The sequence below is a fragment of the Halomonas sp. KG2 genome (assembly GCA_030440445.1).
Classification (GTDB): domain Bacteria; phylum Pseudomonadota; class Gammaproteobacteria; order Pseudomonadales; family Halomonadaceae; genus Vreelandella.
This window is the reverse complement of sequence record CP098528.1, coordinates 740,021-761,554: the sequence shown is the minus strand read 5'-3', so window position 1 is coordinate 761,554 and position 21,534 is coordinate 740,021. Positions and strand designations below refer to the sequence as shown.

Here is a 21,534-nt window from a genome sequence, read left to right as displayed (position 1 = left end):
TATCGGGAATCCACCTTGACCTTGACCTGCAGCAGCTCGAAACCCCAGGTCAACATGGATTCCCGCTAAGGGCCTGCGGGAATGACGAAGTGGCAGGGCCTGCGGGAATGACGGGGGCGGCTCGGAGGACTTGGGTGGAGTCATTTTCAGGCACTTATTAAACAAAAAAACCCAGCCCATCGGCTAATGCCAGTCAGCCTTAACCGACCGGCATTACAGCCCTAAGACTGCTTTTAACTGAGCGATATACATACTAGCTCCCCTCCAAACCATTGCTGTTTTAGCCCGCGCTGTTTTTCCAGCAGGGCTAAGTATGGGCGTAGGGGGTGGTGGCTGGGCAGCGTAACGTTCCGTTGACGTAGGCGACGTTGGAATGGCAGTTGCTCAGCGGGTTGGTGCAGGGGCGTGACGTGCTGGGTAAGCCACTCGATGTCGGGTAGCAGCAGGTGCGTGGCGCCGCTGTCTAGGGCTAGGGTCACGCCCTTGGCATCGAAGTCACCGGCGTAGAGGTGTGGCCGGTTGGTTTTGCGCCATGCTTCTTTCAGTGCGACAAAGCCACCACCGTAATGGCTGTCACCACGGTAAACGACCAGCGGGTAAGCGTAGCCGCTCAGCGCTGCTATCTCTGGCGAAAACGCGTAGAAGCTATCCAGGTTTTCCACTTGGACGAGCGCACCAAACACCGACAGTTTCAAGCCGCTTACATCAACATCGCGTATGCTGCGCGGCTCTGGCGCAAGCCATGCAGAGGGCTGCGGCGGCAAGTTAATCAGCACGCGTTTTGCACGAGGGCCTTCGCGGCGGCTTTTATCCTCTTCAACCCCTTCAGCTGCTTGGGCGGCACTGCTTAAACCACTTAACGAGCGCCCTAGCGGTGCCAAACGGTCACTCTCCAACATGCTGTTGATTTGCGCCATGAGCGTGGCGTCAAAGCGCAGCGCTTGGTTGGAAATCCGCATGGTCAGATCAATATCTTGCTGATGGCACCATGCCACTACATCTTCGACCCACTTGCCACGGGATTTTTCTACCACGGGCTGGCGGTTAAGCTCTCGAACAACACTGTTAAGCCCGGCACGGGCGCGGCCTGATAACGTCATACTGCCACCGCCAGTGCAACGTCATGAATCAGGCGCAGATCATTAAATGGGCTGGCTGGTGATTCGTCTTGATGTAGGCGAAACGCCTGTTGCTCGCTACGCGGCAAGCCCTGGTATTCGGAGATAACCTGAAACAGCCAAATTTCATCGGGCCAATCGAGCTGGCTGTCATACAGATAAGCGAGGGCGCTGATTGGCTCGGCGGAGGGCTGGTCTAACACCGCGAGGTAAAAGCGTTCGACATCTTGTTTAAGCGCCTGCTGGCGCGCAGCGGCAAGGTTATCTTCCGGTGTGAGCGCAGGCACTGCCGACTCAACGGTTTGCGTGGCATGGCGCGGGGTTGGCAATTCATGCAGCAGTTCTGCCAGCACGCGACTTTCCAGCGCGCGATCTAGCGCTGGCGCAGCGGCGGCATTTAATGGCGCAGCGTGATTGAACAACGCTGGTACGTCGCTGCGTTTGGCGTAATTACTCGGCACAAAGCCTGGATGTTCGCGCATAAGCGCGACCATGCCGCTGATCAGGCGGCTGCGTGCCTGCTGTTTGCGAAAGCGTGCCATTAGCTCAATTAACCGCCGTTGCACTTCCCGCAGGCTGGTGTAATGGTGGCTTAAGCGCTGCTGTAGCTGGCTGATGAGTAGCTTGCGCAGGCTGCCATCGCTGCCTACTAACGCAATCAGCTCGTCGAAGTCGATCAGTGCTAGGCCATCCAGCAACCTAACAATCTGCTTCTGGGCGCGGTCGTTTTCGCGGATCTTATCGCTCAACTGGCTAACAAAGCCGAAATCGCTGTTGAGTCGCTGCCAGAGACTATCAATGGCATCGGCAAAGCGGCCGTTCAGATCGTCGACTTCCTGGCGCAGGCGCAGCAACTGCTGCTCCTGCCGCCAATGTTCACCTAGGCTGCGGGCTTCCCGGTAGCTGTGCACCAACGAACGTACTAACTCAAGGGTTTCGGCAACATCGGCATTTACATGGCGGCGGGTTTCATCGGCGAGCATTTCAGCAATCAGTTCGCGCACCTTGGGGGCGAGCTTTACGCCGCTCTGCTCGTCGGGCCGCCATAACACCCGAGCGGCCAACAGCTTGCGCAGCGCGCTGTCGTTGAGTCCGTCTAACGGCACGTCATCGCGAGTGTAGCCCTGCATCAGCCGTTCGGCATGCTTGCCCAACAGCGCCAGCCGTTCAGCGCCGGTTTTTAGCAGGCGGCTTTCCAGTTCGCTCACAGCAGCGCCTCCTGGGCACCCTCTTCCCGCTCCGCATCGATGGGCAAGTTTTCCTCATCGCGGATAAAGCGCACCACCTCGATTAGGTAATCAATTTTACCGGTGACCACAAACACCTGACGCTCAGTGTGGGGCTGAAGCAAGTAGCCATGCTCTTTCAAGCGCTTGAATAGCTGCTTTACTTGGGCATCCAACTGGTCGCTCTGGGAACCAAAGAAGCTGTCTGTGGCTAGCCGTTCCAAACGCTCACGCAGGCTTTGGTTGTCTTCGCACTTAGCGCTGAACTCGGCAGGTTTGAGCACGTCGCCTGGGGCCGCCAAGGTGTCGCGGCCTAGCGCCTCTTGAACCAGCTGCAGCCATTCCAGCAGCGGCAACAGGCTGTTGACCGTGTCACTCAGCTGGCGCGATAGCTGCTCCCGAGCGGCTTCGTTCAGCTGTCGCCAAGCTAAAAAGTAGACACTGCCTTCATCATTGCTCGCCAGCCTGCGGTTGAGCGGGCGCAGGTAGTCATCAATCGCGTCGCGGGTCTCTTCATTTGCCAGGTGGCGGAAGGCGTTGTCATCACTGACGGCGCAGACAAACTCGCCAGCCAGCAAGCGTTCCAGTAGCGGGCCGTGTTCGATCATGCGGTCACCTCTTGCTGACGCTCCTTGATCCGCTGCGCAAGCGGGCTAAGGCGCGGCTCAATACGTTTTAGCAGGCGCTGGTTGGGCTGGTTAGGGTCCCGCTCAATCAGGTAGCGATTAGCAAACAGCAGCAGCACATCCGATTCTGGGTTGGGGAAAGCCCCCACAATGTGGATACGGTTGCTGTCACAAGCGTCGAACAACTTTTCGACATTGTGATAGGCCAGCGTGCCAATTTCATCAATCGGCCAATGGATAGCGATTTGCGCATCCCCCCGCAGCAGCCGCGTAAACGCTAGCAGGAACTTACACAAAATCAGGTAGGCCATGCCATGGCTGGAAGACTCCAACAACTGGCGGTCGTTTTTGATCACCAGGTCAGTGCCGCCTTCGTTTAGGTGCAGTTCAAGGCGCAGCAGGCTTTCGAAACTGTACTGCTGGTCGCTGCGCAGCAAATCGACCACATCGGCCAGTGCATTAAGATAATCGTCGCTGGGCAGCATCTGGCCAGATTCCCGCCACGCTTTATAACGCTGGGCGAACAGCTTTAAAGGCTCCCAGAAGCCTAGTTCATCAATCGTCGATTGAATGCGCACTTCCGCTTTGCTGATACCTTCTAAACGCAGGTCATCCGCCACTTCGTCGGAAAGCCGACGACTTTGCGCACTGATACGGCGATTTAAATCTCGGAAGACAATAAAGAATTTATCCAGATCATCGCTTAAATTGCGCCCTTCCTGAATCAGCTGCTGCTGTTGATCTTCCAATAGTTTTAGCATGTCGCGCAGCAGCGGCAACACCAGTCGTGGGCTGTCGTTTGGCAGTTTCTCACGTTCGCTTTGCAGTGCATCGGCAAAGCCGCTGCTGGCATCTTTAATCAGCTGGCTTTCTACCTCCAGGCAGCCTCGGCGCAGCTGTTCAAGCTGCTGATGGCGGCTGGTTAACGCTTGGCGAGCACGCTCAATGCGCTCCTCCATGTCACCCACGGCATTCGCTAAGGGCGCACCCTCTGCAACGATGTCCAAGCTTTCCAACTGGGTCAGTAAAGGCTTTAGGGCTTCTACACTGCCGTGGGCATTTGCGCGCTGAATTTTTAGTTCATTAACCGCCGTTTGATGCGCTTCACGTGCGCTATGGAAGTCGTTCTTGAGGCGCGCTTTTTCGCGCTTCAACTGTTGATCAAGCTGAACAAGTTCTGCTTCCTGCGCCACCAGCTGGGGCTTGTGCTGGCTCCACTCCACGCGCATAAAGCGTTGGTACTCGGTGAGTTCTTCCTGGCGAGCGGCGATTTTACGAATGCGTTCACTCTGCTGCTCTAAGCGTTTCTTCGTTTCCTGAAGCTGCGCGGGGTCCACGCCCTGCTCGGCAAGCTCCTGGCTGAAGGCGGCTTCCAGCTCACTACGCTGGCGCTGATGCTCAGCGTTGGCGTCGTTGAGCTGCTGCTTGTACTGGCGTAGCTGCGCATCCAGGCTATCCAGCTGGCTTTGCGCGTCGGCTTTTAACTCCAGCAACTGGCCTTGATGCGTCTCAGCAAGCTCGTCAAGCGCCTGGCGTTTCTCTTCGCGCAGTTCGGCCTGAGCCTGCTCTTGGCGAGTCAACGCCGCTTGGTGCTCGGCTCGGCGAGCCTGCTGACGCTTGGTATGGCGCTCTTGCTGCTGGCGGCGAGCCTCAAGGGCATACTCCACTTCCTGTTCGGCCCGCTGATACCCCATGCGCGCCTGATCTTGCGCCTCATCAGCCTGCTGAACCCGTTCGTTGTGCTGCTTTAGGGCTTTTTCGGCAGCGACACATTCCGTTTGGGCGCGCTGTTTAGCGCCATTCGCCTCTTCAATCGCCGCCAGCAAACTGGCTTCGTCTTGAGCGTAATCCGGCAGCGCAATAGCGCTTAGGTCCAGCGCTAGCCCGAACAGGTCATCGCTGGCGTCTTCAGCAAGCTGCGGGGCGAGATCTCGACGTTCAAGCAGTTCTGGGGCAATGACCTTGCCGAGTTGCTGCTCCCAACCAGGACGGTGGTAGCGCAAGAAGTGGCGCAAGCTGCCCTGTTCGGGGTCGCGCTGTTGATAGAGCGCATAGCAGTGTTGTTCAGCTCGCTCACGCTGCTGACGACACTGCACCAACTGCTGCTCGGCGGCATCGCGTTCACGTTTGTGGCTTTCAAGCTCGCGGCGTAGAGCTTCCAACGTGGCCGCAGCGGCGCTGCGTTCCTGCTGTGTTTGGTCTAAACGCGCTTGGGCAAGCTCGGCTTCTTGAGCCTCTTCAACGGTTTGGGTGGGCATTGCCAGCTGCGCTTTTAATTCGGCAAGCTGCTCAACACCCAGCTCTAACTGCGCTTGATACTCACCCTCTAGCCGTTGGCGCTCTTGCTGATAGCGCTCGTTATGCTGCTGTTCGGCTTGCCATTGCTGCTCTCGGCGTTGGGCTTTTTCCTCGACCAGGGCATCTATCAACTCCTGGTTTTCTTGGGTTTGGCGGGCAAGTGCTTCGGAAAGCTCGCGTAACCGGCCATCTAAGCGCGCCTGGCTCTCTTTTACCGCGTCTTGCATGACCTGCAGATGCTTCTGAAGCTGATCACGCTGTTCACGCCACTGGGGCAAGGCGTTGATGTCTCGCTCCAGGCCAGTCATGTCGGCATCGGCGTAGTGCTCAAACTGGGTTTGCAGATCATTTAGGCGGCGCTGCGTGTGCTGCAAGTCGCTTGCGACTTCACTGTGGCGGTCGTTCAGCTCATCGCGCTGCTGGGTGTAGGCATTTTCACGCTGTTGGAACTCGCGCTGGTGGCGGTTTAACTCACCATCCAGGTCCGCAATGCGCTGCTCTGCCTGCTGATGGTCGGCGCTTAGCTGGGGTTTCAACTGCCAAAGCGTGGTCTCTAACTGGGCCAATTCGCGGTCGATACCGCCAAGCTTAGTCAGCGAGGCTTGCAGCGGCTCCAGGCGCATGGACTGGCGCATCTGGGCAATCCACTCCCGCGCTTTGGCACTGCGAATGCGGGTGACCGGCAGCTCGACGCCATCCTCTTCGAAAATTGCCGCCAGCATGGTTTTGAGGGTGTCCATCTTGCCCTCTTTCGCATGCACAGCAGACACCAGTTTTTCGATATGACGGATACGCCGTTCAGGGTTAACCAAACTAAACTGCGCTGCAATTTGGCGCAGCTTTAATCCATCGCGGCTATTACCGTGCAACTGGGTAAAATCGTTTTGAATCACCGAGCGAAACTCGGAGGTGGCTCCCAATTTGGAAGAGACAGCAATCCCGCTGCGGCGCAGTCCGCTAGACCACTGCGGGTACTCCAGCGCCAAGGGGCCTTTTTCAGTTTCGATCAGATAGTCTTCTGGCCGATAAGGGGCACCGACAAAACGGTATTCCACGCCGCCTTCTTGCTTGCGCGTCAGTACTACTTGGCAAACATTGCCTGCTTCGCGGCGGTATTCGTAAACGAGATAGCTTTGACGAGTGGGCAAGTAGAAGGCATCAAACTTCATGCGGGTTTTCGGCACCACCTTATTGGGCAGCTCACCGTAAAACACCGGCACTAACCGCTGAAGCGTGGTTTTGCCTGACGCGTTGGTGCCGCAAATATTGGTGTGGCCATCCACATTGAGTTCAACCACCCCCGACAAGTGGCCGTGAATCATAACGATGCGTAGCAAATGCGCCATGCCGTGTCCTTGGTCGTCAAACGTCCGAAAACGCTATCTTGCCAGACCTGGAGCAAGGCGACATCTGTTCAGGTGTGAACTATTGATTTATCTAATGGCAGTGCACATTGTGATCGGCTGCTGGCCCATCTGCATTTCGTCCTAGCTCTCTTTCATTCGCCCTCTTAGTCACTGTCTTGGTCACTCCCCCACGCCGTTGACCACAAAATCCCTAGCAACGCCTATATGGTAGTCAATGGCCTCACGGCAAGCCTCGGAACTGCCGCTACCTAATGCATCCAGCAGCTTAAAGTGACTGGTGGCAATGGTGTCGGGGGCTTCGTGGGTTTTGGTGATCAGCGTAATGCACAGGCGAAGTTCGTGGGTTAAGCCATCAAATGCCCGCAGCAGCCGCTCATTACCCGCGTGATGAATCATTAAGCGGTGAAACTGCAGATCCTCCTCAATACGGCGTGTTCCATCATTGCTGACTGCCGCGTCGCACAAAATCTCTACCTGCTGTTTTAGCGCGCGCTCAGCGTCGCTGCTGTAGCGCTCCGATAAGCGCTGGATAGCATGGCGCTCAAGACATAGCCGCAAATCGAAGACATCCTCTAATTCAACGGCATTCAACGCCCTAACAAAAAAACCGCGTCTTGGTTTTGAGATTAAAAGCCCACGACTTTCCAATAAGCGAGCAGCTTCGCGAACCGGCGCGCGGCTGACGCCTAAATCCCGGGAAAGCTGCACTTCTGAAAGCCGCTCTCCAGGCAAAAAATGTTGCTGGATAATCGCTTGCGTCAAATAGTCGGCCACCTGCTCAACAAGGTTTTGCTGTTGAATAAAGCCGCCAGGAGCCACTGGGGAAGAGGCCATAGAGTTTACTCTTATTAGGTATTACGTACTTTTAGTATGACGCAAAAAAGTATTCTGTCGACGGCCGATTGACGACTGTCGACAGTTTTACAAACCAATGCTATGTTCAAAAAGGCCTCATATAACGATCTATAACCAAAATCCATAACAACAACTGGGCTGTTTTGTATCACGCCTCGCTCGCCTAACAATAACGTAAATCCATTACGTGACAGGCTTTGGCCTAGTAACCGAGGAGCAGAAACAAAATGAGAACACCTTTGGCTTTGGCAATTTCCGCTGCAGCACTCGCTTTTTCGTCGGCTGCCCTGGCAGACGACCCGAAACAAGGGGGTACGGTTAACACTATTATTCAACCAGAACCGCCAGGCTTAGTGCTGGGAATGGTGCAAAACGCGCCTACACGCACCGTGGCAGGCAATATCTATGAAGGGTTGCTGCGCTACACCACGGATCTGGAACCCATGCCACAGTTGGCTGAGTCATGGGACGTCAGCGACGATGGCCGCACCTATACTTTCCACCTTAGGGAAGATGTTACCTGGCACGACGGCGAACCCTTCACCGCTGACGACGTGGTATTTTCTGCCGATGTTTTCCACCGCGAACTGAACCCCAGTGCGCGGGCCGTTTTACAACATGTGGAAAGCATCGAAGCAACGGATGACCACACGGTGGTATTTACCTTAACCGACCCCTTCGGCCCATTCCTGATCTCCTTTGAGGCAGGCACCTTCACCATGGTGCCTGAGCACCTGTATGCGGGCACCGACTTCCGCAACAACGAACACAACGACCATCCGATTGGCACAGGCCCTTTCAAGTTTGCTAATTGGGAACGCGGCACCGTGATCGAGCTGGTTAAAAACGATGACTACTACGAAGACGGGCTCCCCTATCTGGATGGCGTCAACTGGCACATCATCCCAGACGGTGGCTCCCGTGCAGTTGCCTTCGAGAACGGCACCATCGATGTACTGCCCAGCGGCACCGTTGAGAACTTCGATATCCCGCGCCTATCTGCCATGGATAACGTCTGTATGACAGAAGAAGGCCACGAATACTTCAGCCCCTTCGCCATGCTGTGGATGAACAACCGTGAAGGCCCCACCGCCGACAAACGCTTCCGCCAAGCAGTGATGTATGCCATGGATCGCGAGTTTGCCAAAGATGTGCTGTGGAATGGCTTAGGCAATGTGCCGCTCTCAGCCTTTGGCTCCAACGCGCGTTTCCAACATGACGGTTTAGAACCCTACGATCACAACCCAGAGCGCGCTCGTGAACTGTTGGCAGAAATGGGTTACGACGGTGAAGAGATCACTATTCTGCCGCTTCCTTACGGTGAAACGTGGACCCGTTGGGCTGAGGCCGTACAACAGAATCTGCGTGAAGTGGGCATTAACGTAAGCACCCAAGCCACCGACGTGGGCGGCTGGAACCAGCGCCTGGGCGATTGGGATTACGACCTCGCCTTTACCTACCTATACCAGTACGGCGACCCGGCACTGGGTATTTCACGCACCTACCTGTCCGACAATATTGCCAAAGGCTCGCCCTGGAATAACGTCGAAGGCTACGAAAACGAGCGTGTCGACGAGCTATTCAACGAGGCCGCCACGGCTTTCCCCGACGAAGAGCGCGAAGCGCTTTACAGTGAAGTTCAGGAAATCCTGCACGAAGATGTGCCCGTTGGCTGGCTGATGGAACTGGGCTTCCCGACCCTGTACCGCTGTGATGTGCAGAACCTCGTCACTTCCGGCGTGGGTGTCAACGACGGCTTTAAAGATGCTTGGCTAGATCGCTAAACCCAAGCCACCCAGGTAGCGAGAGCTACCTGGGTTTTTTAGCTATGTCTTGAAGGTATTAGCCAGGAAACGACTTATGGTTTACGCGCGCCTCATTCTGATGCGGCTGTTTAAAGCCGTGATTGTGCTGTTTTTAATCGTTATTTTTAACTTCCTGCTGATTCAGTTAGCCCCCGGTGACCCGGCCGCGATTCTGGCTGGCGAAGCGGGTGCCGCGGATCAGGAGTTTCTCAACCAGCTGCGCGAGCGGTTTGGACTCGATCAGCCGATGTACGTGCAGCTGTGGCGCTACGTATCGGGTATCGCCATGCTCGACTTTGGCTACTCCTATCGGCTTGGTGTGCCCGTCTTTGATCTGATTATGGATCGTTTGCCCGCCACGCTGCTGCTAACCGGTACGGCGTTTGTGCTCTCGCTGGTACTCGGCATTGTGGCAGGTTCCATGGCGGCGGCGCGGGTTAAAAAGCCCTCTGGCTCACTGATTATGGCGCTAGCCCTGGTGTTTTATGCCACACCGCTGTTTTGGGTAGCGCTGATGTCGGTGGTGGTGTTTTCCGTTTACCTCGGCTGGTTGCCCGCTTACGGTCTTTACACGGTTGGCGCTGACCACACTGGCTTCGCGCTTGTGCTTGATGTCGCCACGCATTTAATACTGCCTGCCACCACGCTGGCGCTATTTTTTATGGCGATTTATACCCGCATGACGCGCACCTCGATGCTCGATGCAGCCCAGCAGGACTTCGTTAAAACCGCCCGTGCGAAGGGTTTAAAACCTAGCGTCATTCAGCGCCGACACATTCTTCGCAATGCCTTACTGCCGATCATCACCCTGGCAGGCTTGCAGGCTGGGCAGATGGTTGGTGGCGCTATTTTGACGGAAACCGTGTTTGCCTGGCCGGGTATCGGGCGGCTGATGTTTGAAGCGTTACAGCAGCGTGACTACAACCTGCTGCTGGGGATTTTCTTCTTCTCGGCGGGGTTAGTGATTGTCTTCAATATTATTACCGACTTGGTTTACCGCCTGGCTGATCCGCGCATCAAGGGGGCCTCATGAGCTTTTTCGCACGCTTTGCGCAAAACCGTGGCGCCCTGGTAGGGCTGATTATTCTGCTGCTAATTATCGTCATGGCGATTCTGGCGCCGCTGCTATTTCCTGAATCTCCCTGGCGCATGGTTCAGCGGCCCTTTTTACCGCCGCTATCCCAGGAAGGTTTCCTGCTGGGCACCGATACCATGGGGCGCAACGTCGCTGCAGGATTAATGCATGGTGCCTGGGTATCGCTGCTGATTGGTTTGGTATCCACTAGCGTTGCCCTGCTGATTGGCGTGCCACTGGGGGCGATTGCGGGGTACTACGGAGGCCTGATTGATGACGTACTCATGCGCTTTACCGAGTTTTTTCAAACCATCCCCAACTTTGCCCTGGCAATAGTGCTGGTAGCGATTATGCAACCCAGCATCACCTCCATTGTGCTGGCGATTGCGCTGGTCAGCTGGCCCCCGGTTGCCCGTTTGGTAAGGGCAGAGTTTATGTCGTTGCGGCACCGTGAATACGTTGAAGCGGCTCGCTTAGTCGGCCAAACCAACAGCACCATTATCCTGCGCCAGATTCTGCCTAACACGCTGTCGTCGATTATTGTGCTGGCCTCATTAATGGTCGCCACCGCTATTTTGCTGGAATCGGCGCTGTCGTTTTTAGGCTTGGGCGATCCCAATGTGATGTCCTGGGGCTACATGATTGGCGCGGCACGTACGGTTATTCGCCAAGCGTGGTGGCTGAGTTTCTTCCCTGGTGTGGCGATTCTACTCACCGTTCTGGCGTTGAACTTAGTCGGTGAAGGGCTAGACGATGCGCTTAACCCCAAACTTTCCCGCGAGCGCTAGGAGCCCTTCATGACGGTCACTATTGATTCTAAAAAACAGCACCCATCAGTTGAAACAGTGCTTAGCATTCGTGACTTAAGCGTGGCGCTACCCAAAGGGGCCGACCGTGCCTTGGCGGTGGAAAACGTTAGCTACGACGTTAATCGCGGCGAAATCATGTGCGTGGTAGGGGAATCCGGCTCGGGTAAATCGATGGCTGCTAACACCGTGATGGGCTTGCTCCCTAAAGGCGTGCGCCCCGTTCAAGGTGAGGTTAACTTTCTCGGCCAAGACGTCATCACCCTAACCGAGAAACAGCATCGCGCCCTGCGCGGCCTCAAAATCGGCATGATTTTTCAGGAGCCCATGACCGCGCTTAATCCGTTAATGCGAGTGGGCGCCCAAATCGCCGAGGTGTTTGAAGCGCATGGTCAACTGACCCCGAAACAGCGCCAGGAACGTGCCCTGGAGCTGTTGATTGAAGTGGGTATCCCACAGCCAGAAAAAGCTATCAGCGCCTACCCTTTTGAGCTATCCGGTGGTCAGCGGCAACGCGTAATGATCGCCATGGCATTAGCCCTTGAGCCCGTGCTGTTGATCGCCGACGAGCCCACTACAGCGCTGGATGTGACTACCCAGGCGCAGATCCTTGAGCTTATTCGTGATTTACAGCGCCGCCGTGGTATGGCGGTGATGTTTATCACTCATGATTTTGGGGTCGTGGCTGAAATCGCCAACCGCGTCTGTGTCATGCGCCATGGTAAAATTGTCGAAATCGGAGAAGCCAAAGAGGTGCTGGAAAATCCGCAAAACACCTACACAAAAGCACTGATTGCCGCCATTCCCAGCAATGCAGTGCCACCCCACCGTGAAACAAGCCAGGTAGCTCCGCTGCTAGAGATCAAACAGCTTAATAAAGTCTTTCGTTCACGCGGAGGCTGGTTTAAACCTGCCCGAGAAGTCCGCGCACTGGATGATATCTCGCTAACTCTGGCCCGCGGCGAGACTATGGGTATTGTTGGTGAATCGGGATCGGGGAAATCCACCCTTGGCCGCTGTGTGGTGCGCCTTGAACACCCAGACAGCGGTGAACTGTTGCTCGATGGCGTTAATCTTTCACAGCTAAAAGGCGACGCGCTGCGTCGTGAACGCCACCGCGTGCAGATGATTTTTCAGGACCCCTACGCCTCGCTTAACCCACGCACTCGGGTCGGCATGGCGATTGCGCAAGGACCGATGGCCAATGGCACACCCAAAGATGTGGCACTCAAGCAGGCAGGAGAACTACTTGATCTAGTGGGCCTTGGTGCAAGCGCCGTGGAGCGCTACCCACATGAGTTTTCCGGCGGGCAGCGTCAGCGCATTGGCATTGCCCGTGCGTTAGCGCTAAACCCTGAGCTTATTGTGGCAGATGAAGCGGTCTCGGCACTGGATGTGTCTATTCAAGCCCAGGTGCTTGAACTGCTTGAAGAACTGAAGCAACGGCTTTCGCTTTCACTGCTGTTTATTACCCACGATTTACGCGTCGCCGCGCAAATTTGCGACCGCATCGTGGTGATGCAGCATGGCCGTATTGTTGAACAAGGCAGCGCTGAACAAATATTCCTTCAGCCGAAAGAGGCCTATACCCAGTCACTGCTTGATGCGATTCCTGGTCGTCAAGCGCCAGTGGCTGCTACCGCCTAATCACTGAACCGTTAACCTCTTTATCAAGGAACACCCATGCAGATACCCCTGGAGGCGCTGCGCACACTTGTTGGTTCTGCCCATGTGCTCACGGGCGATGATGTCACTAGTCGCCGTGTTGACTGGATGACCGGCGCGCCCTGCCAAGCAGGCGCCATCGTGCGTCCGGCAGACACCGAACAGTTAGCGGCTGTCATGCAGGCATGCCATGCGCTTAAACAGCCCGTCGTGACCCACGGTGGCTTAACCGGTTTGGTCCATGGCGCGGAGGCGAGCCCAGAAGAGTTGGTCATTTCCCTGGAGCGCATGACCGCTATCGAAGAGATTGATCAGGTCGGCGGTACGATAACGGTGCAAGCGGGCGCCCCCCTTCAGCGGGTTCAAGAAGCCGCTAACGAGGTAGGTCTGCAGTTCCCGTTGGATTTAGGCGCACGGGGAAGCTGTACGATTGGCGGCAATATCGCGACTAATGCTGGCGGTGTCAGGGTGATTCGCTACGGCATGATGCGCCAGCAGGTGTTGGGGCTTGAAGCAGTGATGGCCGACGGGCGTGTTGTCAGCTCCATGAATCGCATGCTGAAAAACAATGCAGGGTTTGATTTAAAGCAGCTGTTTATTGGCAGTGAAGGCACCCTGGGGATTATTACTCGCGCCGTGCTGCGGCTTCAGCCGCCTACCCCTAGCGAGCAAACGGCACTGGTGGCTTGCCACTCGTTTGACGCGCTAACCGGGCTATTAAGCCATATGGGCAAAGCGCTTGGGGGTGGCCTGGGTGCGTTTGAGGTAATGTGGCAAAACCACTATCGCCTGCTCACTGAAACGCTGGCGAGGCACACGCCCCCGATTCCACCAGAACACCCCTTTTATGTGATTATCGAGTCACTCGGCAACGATGAAACTCACCATGCAGAACAGTTCCGCGAAGCGCTTGAACAGGCATTTGAACACGACTTAATCGTCGATGCGGTGATTGCCCAATCAAGCACGCAACGCGATGGTCTTTGGGCGATACGAGAAGATATTGAAGGGCTAGTCAAGGGGCTGGCCCCCGTCCTGACCTTTGATGTCAGCCTCCCTATTGCCGATATGCAGCGCTATACCGATGCATTAGAGAAGCAGCTGACACAACGCTGGCCAGATGGCCGCCTAGTGGTATTTGGCCACCTTGGCGACGGCAACCTGCATATTTCGGTTAGCGTTGGTAGCGATGCACCAGAAGAGCGACACGCGGTAGAAACACTGGTTTACGAGCCGCTTAAAGCCCTGGGAGGCTCTGTTTCAGCAGAGCATGGCATTGGGTTAGAAAAGCGCCCCTGGCTTAGCACCTGCCGCTCTCAGGCGGAAATCGAATTAATGCACACATTGAAGCAGGCGTTTGATCCACACCAGTTGCTTAATCGCGGTAAAATTTTGAGCTGAAAATTTTCACTATTAGGATATCGATATGCCCTCCTACCCCCATCATCTTACGGGTGAAGGTCCCCTTAATCCGTTTCCTGGGATTAAAGTTTTGGAGCGCCGCATTGGTCGCGAGATCCCTCATCGCTTGGGCTCCAATGAAGGCTTGGACATGCCCCATCGTGCACTACGTGAACATTTTGGCGATGCTGTCGCCGAGCATGTGTATTGTTACGGCGATGCGGAAGCTCTCGGCGTTCGCCAGCGGCTTAGCGCCCAGCAGGGCATACCGCTCGATCATCTGCTGGTAGATGCTGGCGCCGATAGCCTAATCGCGTTAGCGCTACGCACCACCTGCACACCGGGCGACACCGTGGTTAGCACGGCAGGTACTTACCCAACCTTTGGTTACTTTGCCAAAGGCCAGGGTTGCCACTTAGTAGAACCTAGTTATGTTGAAGCCCCAGGGCTACTTGCCCCTGACTTAGAAGCGCTAGCGGCGGCAGCACACCAGGAAAACGCTCAACTGGTCTATTTAGCCAATCCCGATAACCCTAGCGGCCATCTGCATAGCGACAGTGCCATTCTCAAGCTGCGCGACGCACTGCCGGACACTTGCTGGCTGCTGCTGGATGAGGCGTATGGCGATTTTCGTGATGACGCCAACAGTGACTTCGCCGCCAAGGCACTGCCGGGTGTCATTCGCCTACGCACGCTGTCAAAAGCCCACGGCTTAGCGGGCTTACGCATTGGCTATGCGATTGCTGACCCTGACGTGCTCGCTTTAATGATGAAGGTACGCATTCACTACGCGGTATCCACCTTTGCCCAGGCCGCTGCAGAAGTTGTGCTCGATCACCCAGCCGAAGTCCAGCAACATATTGCGGAAGTAAAAGCACGGCGAGAACAGCTAACGGCCCATTTCCAAGCACTGGGTGCCGACGTACTGCCGAGCGCGACTAACTTTATCGGCATTCGCTTACCAACTGCCGAACTGGCCGAGCGGGTAAACCGTGAGCTACTGGAAGCCGGCAGATTAATCGCCCGCCCCGCTCACCCAGCGCTTGGTCATGTCTTACGCATCACCGCCGTCGCGGATGCTCTGGAGCCAGGGCAGCTAGCGATTCTTGAGCAGGCCATTAAAGAGAATGCCTGACGGCTGTCAGGCATTCTTCAAACGCTAGCGAATAGTGGGCAACGAACCTAAGCGGGCGTTAACCAGTGCTTGAACGCGGCCAGCTCGCCACGCACTGCTTGGCGATACAGGCGCTGCAGACGCGCGGTCACACTGTCGTCAGGAATCGGCGCGTCGACTGCCGGGGCGCCCGCCCTTACCCCGATTCGGCGGCCATCCAGTTCACGCAGAGGAAGAATTTCCGCAGCGGTACCGGTTAAGAACGCTTCATCGGCGGTATACAGCTCATCGCGAGTGATGCGACGCTCGCGCACTTCAATGCCCAGCGCCTCGCGGGCCAACTGAATCACACTATCGCGGGTGATGCCCTGCAAGCAGGACGTCACTTCGGGCGTGTGCAGTACACCATCGCGCAATAAGAAAACATTAGCGGCGGACGCTTCGGCTACATAGCCTTCCGGATCGAGCATAATGGTTTCATCAAACCCTGCTTTCACGGCGGTATTCAGCGCCAGCATTGAATTCACATAATGACCGCTGGTCTTGGCACGGCACAGGCTGATATTGACGTGGTGGCGCGCCCAGGAAGACGTCAGCGCACGTAACCCACAGCGTGTTGCCTGCGGCGACAGATACGGCCCAAGATCCCAGGCAGCAATCATCACATGGGTGCTTAACCCTTTAGCCCGTAGACCAAGGCCTTCCGCGCCAAGAAACACCGTTGGCTTCAGATAAGCGTTAGTCAGCTGATTTTTACGCAAGCACGCCTGCTGAGCCTCAATCAGCGCCTCTTCGCTAAAAGCGATCGGAATATCTAAGGAGTGGGCGCTCTCTGCTAAGCGACGGGTATGCTCAGCAACCCGAAACAGTGCCGCTCCCTGCTCCCCTTCATAGGCGCGCACGCCCTCAAAACAGCCCATTCCATAGTGCAGCGTATGGGTAAACACATGGACCTTGGCCTCTCGCCAAGCCAGCCATTCACCATCCTGCCAAATCCAACCATCGCGATCATAAAGCGGTGTCATTGCGTAACTTGCTCCCACTGTTGGCGCCAGCCGTCGATTAGCGCTTGCTGGTGCGGTTGTAAGGCTTGATACCCCCAGGCAGCAATTTCATCGTTTTGCGGGTCGGGGACACTAATGGTGCTACCTGCCAGCGTTTGAATAACGCTATGTCCGCATAGCGGCACATAGCCTTCTGAGTAACCACCTTCATGGACGAAGACCAGCTTCCCCTGACAACAACGGGCGGCCAGCGCTTTTAGCTGTGCGGTCATTTCGGCAAACGCGGCACTGTTGAGCAACATCTTGCCTAGCGGATCTTTGGCACAGGCATCATAGCCACAGGCCACCACGATTAAGTCTGGGTTAAAAGCTTCCAGTGCTGGCAACACCAGCGACTCCATCGCATAGCGATAAGCGCCCAAACCACAGCCCGGCGGCAGCGGCAGGTTAAGGTTTGCCCCTAGCCCTTCGCCTTCGCCTTGCTCGTCAAAACTGCCGCTATCAAGCGGATAGTTCGCGGCTTGGTGAACGGAAACGGTAAACACCTCAGGCTCGGCATAAAACGCCGACTGCTGGCTATTACCGTGGTGCACGTCCCAATCAAGAATCGCTACCCGTTTCACTTGCCCCAGGGCTCGGGCACGCATCACCGCTACCGGGATATTACCCAGCAAACAGAAACCTCGCCCCTGATCCGCCTCGGCGTGATGCCCCGGCGGGCGACAAAGCGCATAAGCGTTATCAACATGCCCAAGCGCCACGTCCTCTACCGCTGCGACGGCAAGCCCCGCGGAGTGCCTTGCGGCGGCCCAGCTGCCAGGAGTAAAGGGGGCGCAGTCACCACCATTGCCACCACCACTCGCATCGGCGTCCGCCAGCATTTGCAGGTAACGTGGGGTGTGAAAGCGCAGCAGGTCTTGCTGCGCGACAACGGGTGGTTTGACCACTCTCAATTCATCTATCAGGCCGCTGACTTCAAGAATATTCTTCAGTCGTCGCTTGCTCTCGGGGCTTTCTGAAGCAGGCTGAGGCTGCAGAAACTCACCGGGAGCAGAGAAAACACCAATTGCCCCCTGGTCGTGCCAAAAGCAGCGTTCGTGCCAGTAAAACCCTGTCTTACTCATTGAGCTTCTCTCAACTTCTCTGATAACCACGCATAAAGGCGGCAAGGTTAGCGCTTAGCTGCTCAGTCGGATAGCCACCTTCCTGAATCACCACAGTGGGGTACGGCAAATCGCTCAACTGCTTACCTAGTGCGACAAAGGCTTCGGTTTCCACGCTTAACCCGGCAAGCGGATCATCCTTGTGGACATCCAGCCCCAACGACACCACGACCGCTTCTGGCTGGTAACGGTTGAGCTGCTCAATCAGCATAGCCACCGCATTAAGGTAGGTCTCACCATCGCTGCCCAATGGCAGAGGCAAGTTGACGTTGGCGCCTTCACCCTCTTCGCACCCTATCTCGTCCACGCCCCCCCAGAAGAAGGGATAAAAAACACTTGGGTCGACGTGTACAGAACCCGTCCAGACATCCCCGCGGGAGTAGAAAATATCCTGAGTACCGTTACCGTGATGCAAATCCACGTCAATGATCGCTACTTTGGCAAACTTCTCACGCAGCACGCTGGCAGCCAAGGCAGCGTTATTCAATAAACAGAAGCCACCCGCATTATCCGGCCCTGCATGATGACCCGGTGGCCGACACAAGGCGTAAGCGCGGGCGAGCGATGCGCCATTCATCACTTCCTCAGTGGCAGCCACGGCTGTCGCAGCCGAGGCTAATGCCCCTTGAAAGCTCGTTTCGCTTAATGGGCATGCCATATCGTGCAAATGCCAGCCTGCCTGGCCAACGGGGTGACTCGGGTAGTGGCTAGCACCACCACAAGGGTGAACGTTCGGGGCCACCAGCGCCGCTGCATTAGGCAGCGCTTGCCAACGCTCGTAAATCGTTTCCAAAAAGTGTAAATAGCGCGGTGTATGAATCTGCTCAAGACGTTTACGCAGCATCGGCGAGTCAGTTTCACTGGGTGCCGTCAAGCTCAAACCAGCCGCGGCCAGCCCTTTGCTTAGCAGCTCAGCACGCACCGGCCCTTCCGGTGATGGCGCTGGCTGTCCACGCAGCAGAAAGGTCGGCGGCGCATGGTAGTCCTGGTCAGGGTGGTAAAAGCACTTCATGTGTTGCACATCCGCCTTTTAAAGTAGTGAGGGAATCCAGGTTGAAAGCGCTGGAAATGCCGCTAACAGCACAATAACGCCAATGAAAGCCACATAAAATGGTAGTGATGCCACAATGGCCCGCTCATAAGGCACTTCGGCTATTCGGGCCGCCGTCATTAATGTCATCCCTACTGGGGGCGTCACATTGGAAACGTTAAGCACCACAATCATCAATATAGCGAAATGCAGCGGGTCAAAACCCAGCTGAATCATGGCTGGCACAAGTACGGGCGCAACCACTACAAGTGCCGGCAACACGTCCATCACCGTACCAATCACCAACAGTAGTAAGCACACCAGCATTAACTGTAGGAAGGCGGCATCACTAAAGGTGGTAATAAGCCCGGCAGCATCTCTGGCAATCCCTGAGCGTGTTACAAACCAGCCCAGTACCGCCGAGGTGGCAAGCAAGAAAAACACCACTCCAGAGAAACGTACTGTCACGACCAGCGCGTCCCAAATTTTTCGCCAAGTGAGATTCCGATAAAATACGACGCCAATCACGATGGCATACACCGCCGCAAACCCAGAGGCTTCAGTGATGGTGGTTAAGCCCGACAGAATGCCACCCAAAATAATCAGCGGCACCACCATGGCGGGCAGCGCAACCACAAACGACATCAGCGCTACTTTAAACGGCGTGGGCGCCTGTTTGGGATAACCCCGTTTCCAAGCTAGGAAAAAGCTCACACCTAGCAGCGCCAACGCCATCAACAGCCCAGGTACAATGCCGCCCGCGAAAAGGTCGATCACCGAAATATCACGCAACAGCGTGGCGTACACCACCATCACCACACTGGGCGGAATAATCGGCCCAATAATCGATGAACATGCCGTAACGGCGGCCGCGTACTCAGCGTCATAGCCCTGCTTTTTCATTTCGGGAATCATGATTTTGCCGATTGCCACGGTGTCAGTGACAGCGGCACCGGTTAACCCGGCAAAAAACACCGATACCGAAATATTGACGTGGGAAAGTGCGCCACGAACCCGGCCAAACAACGAATTATTAAACGCAATCAGCTTGTGGGTTAGGCCGCCCTGATTCATTAACTCGGCGGTAAAAATAAAATAAGGCACCGCAATTAACAGAAACCCAGAGACCCCTGAAAACATACGGTCAGCAATGATGCCGAGCATGCGTTCTCCCCCCAGGGAGAAACCGCCAGCCAGCCCGGACATGGCCATGACGACCGCCACGGGAGCCCCAATAAACAGCAACAGCACAAATACAATAATCGTAGGCGTCATGGGCGAGCCTCCTCTTCAGAGCTCTCAAGAAGGTCATCGATCACCTCATGCTCGCTTGTAAAGTGCTCAAGCAGTGCAAAGCCGTGAACGAGATGCAGCAACATAATCAGGCCGCTGATAGGAACAACAATGGCCGTCACTTTGCTAGGAATACGGATTTGATCCGACACCATGTAGACCTGCGTCGCGTTGGAGAAGTAGCCCCAGCCATACCAAGTAAGCATGAGTGCAAATAAGCCGAGGATCGCCAGACACATCACCGCCGCTATTTTCACCATGATTTTAGGCAGGCTACGCACTAACAGCGTCATCGCCACATGCTCGCCATAGCGCAGTGAAATGGTCATTGAGAGAAAGCCTATCCATGGCAAAAAAAGCCGGGCCAGCGAATAGGTCCAGCTCAGCGTGCTGCCGGTAAACAGTTTGTAGAGAAAGGCGGTAAAAGAAATGCCCAGCATCGATAAAATACAGCCAACGCATAATACAATCGCCGCCTGATTGATGTGATCGCTTAGACGGCGTAACGGGGGTAAAACGCTCATCGTGATTCCTCACGCTGGGGCAACCTTGCTACCCCAGCGTTTGTCCGTCGCTAAACCTTACTGGCCGTAAATGCGCAGATCATCATCTGCCAATTGCTGACCAACCCGCTCAACTTCGTCAAGCAGCCCCTGCACGCGGGCTTCATCCATACCGAAGTCATCGACAATCCACTCTTTCCAAGCGGGTCGGGCAACTTCTGCCATGCGTTCCCGCTCAGCATCAGGCATCAGGTAGCACGCTTCGAAACGTTCGCAGGACTCTACCCAACTGGCGGTGGACAGCGCACCCGACATACCGTGGCTCAGTTGAATCGCTTCGCGGGCAGAGCTGATTAACGCCTGCTGATGCGTTTCCGGCAGCGACTGATACCAGGATTCACTGACGACCCAAGGGGCGCTGTTGTACACATGCCCTGTCAGGGTGGTGTAGTCCGTTACCGCATCAAAGTTGAACGTGGTATTCAGCACGGGAGCGTTAAACTGGCCATCCGCCAACCCCGTTTCAAGGGCAGTAATCAGCTCACCCCAAGGTAGCGGCGTGGCAGAAGCACCAAGTGAGCGCATAATAGCGACGTGAGCGGGGTTCTCTTCGGTACGGATATTGAGCCCTTCGAGATCTTCCATGGTCTCAATCAAGCGCCCGTTGTTAGTGAAGGCTACAAAACCACCGCCATCATCGAACGTTCCTAAGTAGCGCATATTGGCGTCTTCAACGGTGCCGGACATGAAGTCAGCAAACCATTCGCTGTCAAAGAAGCTCCACGCTTGGCGCCAGCTGGTAAACAAGAAAGGAGCCGTTACGGCTTGGTAGTCACCATAAAACGACGACATCGCACCCGCTGACATAATGGTCGATTGCAGGGTACGACCACCCTGCACTTCTGAGCCATTTTCGACTTCTGAACCTAACTGACCGCCACCAAAAATAGAGACCTCAAGATCGCCATCGGTACGCGCTTCCACAAGGTTTTTGAAATGCACCAGGGCAGGATAGATTTCGTTATTTTTCATATCCTCTGGAAGCTGGGTGGCGATGACCATTTCATAGGACTGTGCCTGGGCGGTTGCACTGGCAATAGCCAGTGGCAGAGCCGCCATGGCAGCAAATAAAAAAGACTGTGTAGGTTTCATAACTTACCTCGTTTTGGTTATTAGCTGGTTTGC

General features: G+C 55.7%; 17 protein-coding genes. 6 read left to right on the top strand and 11 right to left on the bottom strand.

The features are described 5' to 3' along the window. Positions 1–233: 233 nt before the first annotated feature. From NDQ72_03640 to NDQ72_03620, 5 genes are all read right to left on the bottom strand, one after another. Positions 234–1,100, bottom strand: a complete 867-nt coding sequence (locus NDQ72_03640; protein WKD29050.1) for a hypothetical protein — start codon at positions 1,098–1,100, stop codon at positions 234–236. After that, the gene (locus tag NDQ72_03635; protein ID WKD29049.1) at positions 1,097–2,326 is read right to left on the bottom strand and encodes a hypothetical protein; all 1,230 of its coding nucleotides are present in this window, start codon (positions 2,324–2,326) and stop codon (positions 1,097–1,099) included. The genes NDQ72_03640 and NDQ72_03635 overlap by 4 nt, the downstream gene beginning before the upstream one ends. Continuing rightward, a complete protein-coding gene (locus NDQ72_03630) occupies positions 2,323–2,952 on the bottom strand; it encodes a hypothetical protein (GenBank protein ID WKD29048.1) in 630 nt (209 codons plus the stop codon). Before NDQ72_03630 ends, NDQ72_03635 begins: the two co-directional genes overlap by 4 nt. Further along, entirely contained in the window at positions 2,949–6,614 is a 3,666-nt protein-coding gene (locus NDQ72_03625) for an ATP-binding protein (GenBank protein WKD29047.1), read from the bottom strand. Before NDQ72_03625 ends, NDQ72_03630 begins: the two co-directional genes overlap by 4 nt. 180 nt (positions 6,615–6,794) lie before the next feature. Beyond that, positions 6,795–7,469 (bottom strand): GntR family transcriptional regulator, encoded by a 675-nt coding sequence (locus tag NDQ72_03620; GenBank protein WKD29046.1) that lies wholly within the window; start codon positions 7,467–7,469, stop codon positions 6,795–6,797. Positions 7,470–7,717: 248 nt separating this feature from the next. On the opposite strand from NDQ72_03620, the gene NDQ72_03615 reads away from it, so the two are divergent. The 6 genes from NDQ72_03615 (at position 7,718) to NDQ72_03590 (ending at position 15,377) form a co-directional block, all read left to right on the top strand. After that, positions 7,718–9,274 (top strand): ABC transporter substrate-binding protein, encoded by a 1,557-nt coding sequence (locus NDQ72_03615; protein ID WKD29045.1) that lies wholly within the window; start codon positions 7,718–7,720, stop codon positions 9,272–9,274. Positions 9,275–9,350: 76 nt separating this feature from the next. After that, a complete protein-coding gene (locus NDQ72_03610) occupies positions 9,351–10,328 on the top strand; it encodes an ABC transporter permease (protein ID WKD29044.1) in 978 nt (325 codons plus the stop codon). Further along, positions 10,325–11,158: an ABC transporter permease gene (locus NDQ72_03605; GenBank protein ID WKD29043.1), complete on the top strand. Its 834-nt coding sequence runs from the start codon at positions 10,325–10,327 to the stop codon at positions 11,156–11,158. Before NDQ72_03610 ends, NDQ72_03605 begins: the two co-directional genes overlap by 4 nt. 9 nt (positions 11,159–11,167) lie before the next feature. After that, positions 11,168–12,823, top strand: a complete 1,656-nt coding sequence (locus NDQ72_03600) for an ABC transporter ATP-binding protein (GenBank protein ID WKD29042.1) — start codon at positions 11,168–11,170, stop codon at positions 12,821–12,823. A gap of 36 nt (positions 12,824–12,859) precedes the next feature. Beyond that, on the top strand, positions 12,860–14,242 hold the full coding sequence (locus NDQ72_03595) for an FAD-binding oxidoreductase (protein WKD29041.1): 1,383 nt from the start codon (positions 12,860–12,862) through the stop codon (positions 14,240–14,242). Positions 14,243–14,267: 25 nt separating this feature from the next. Further along, a complete protein-coding gene (locus NDQ72_03590; GenBank protein ID WKD29040.1) occupies positions 14,268–15,377 on the top strand; it encodes an aminotransferase class I/II-fold pyridoxal phosphate-dependent enzyme in 1,110 nt (369 codons plus the stop codon). Between the two features lie 47 nt (positions 15,378–15,424). Here the strand turns inward: NDQ72_03590 and NDQ72_03585 are convergent, their stop codons facing one another. From NDQ72_03585 to dctP, 6 genes are read right to left on the bottom strand one after another with little or no spacing between them, the layout of a single operon-like run. Further along, positions 15,425–16,381, bottom strand: a complete 957-nt coding sequence (locus tag NDQ72_03585; GenBank protein WKD29039.1) for a branched-chain amino acid transaminase — start codon at positions 16,379–16,381, stop codon at positions 15,425–15,427. Beyond that, on the bottom strand, positions 16,378–17,484 hold the full coding sequence (locus NDQ72_03580; GenBank protein WKD29038.1) for a class II histone deacetylase: 1,107 nt from the start codon (positions 17,482–17,484) through the stop codon (positions 16,378–16,380). The genes NDQ72_03585 and NDQ72_03580 overlap by 4 nt, the downstream gene beginning before the upstream one ends. A 10-nt stretch (positions 17,485–17,494) precedes the next feature. Beyond that, a complete protein-coding gene (locus NDQ72_03575) occupies positions 17,495–18,535 on the bottom strand; it encodes a histone deacetylase family protein (protein ID WKD29037.1) in 1,041 nt (346 codons plus the stop codon). An 18-nt stretch (positions 18,536–18,553) separates the two neighbouring features. Then, a complete protein-coding gene (locus NDQ72_03570; GenBank protein WKD29036.1) occupies positions 18,554–19,828 on the bottom strand; it encodes a TRAP transporter large permease in 1,275 nt (424 codons plus the stop codon). Continuing rightward, on the bottom strand, positions 19,825–20,370 hold the full coding sequence (locus tag NDQ72_03565; GenBank protein WKD29035.1) for a TRAP transporter small permease: 546 nt from the start codon (positions 20,368–20,370) through the stop codon (positions 19,825–19,827). Before NDQ72_03565 ends, NDQ72_03570 begins: the two co-directional genes overlap by 4 nt. Before the next feature lie 57 nt (positions 20,371–20,427). Beyond that, positions 20,428–21,501 carry a TRAP transporter substrate-binding protein DctP gene (dctP, locus tag NDQ72_03560; protein ID WKD29034.1) on the bottom strand — a complete coding sequence of 358 codons (1,074 nt, stop codon included), beginning with the start codon at positions 21,499–21,501 and terminating at the stop codon, positions 20,428–20,430. Positions 21,502–21,534: the final 33 nt, after the last annotated feature.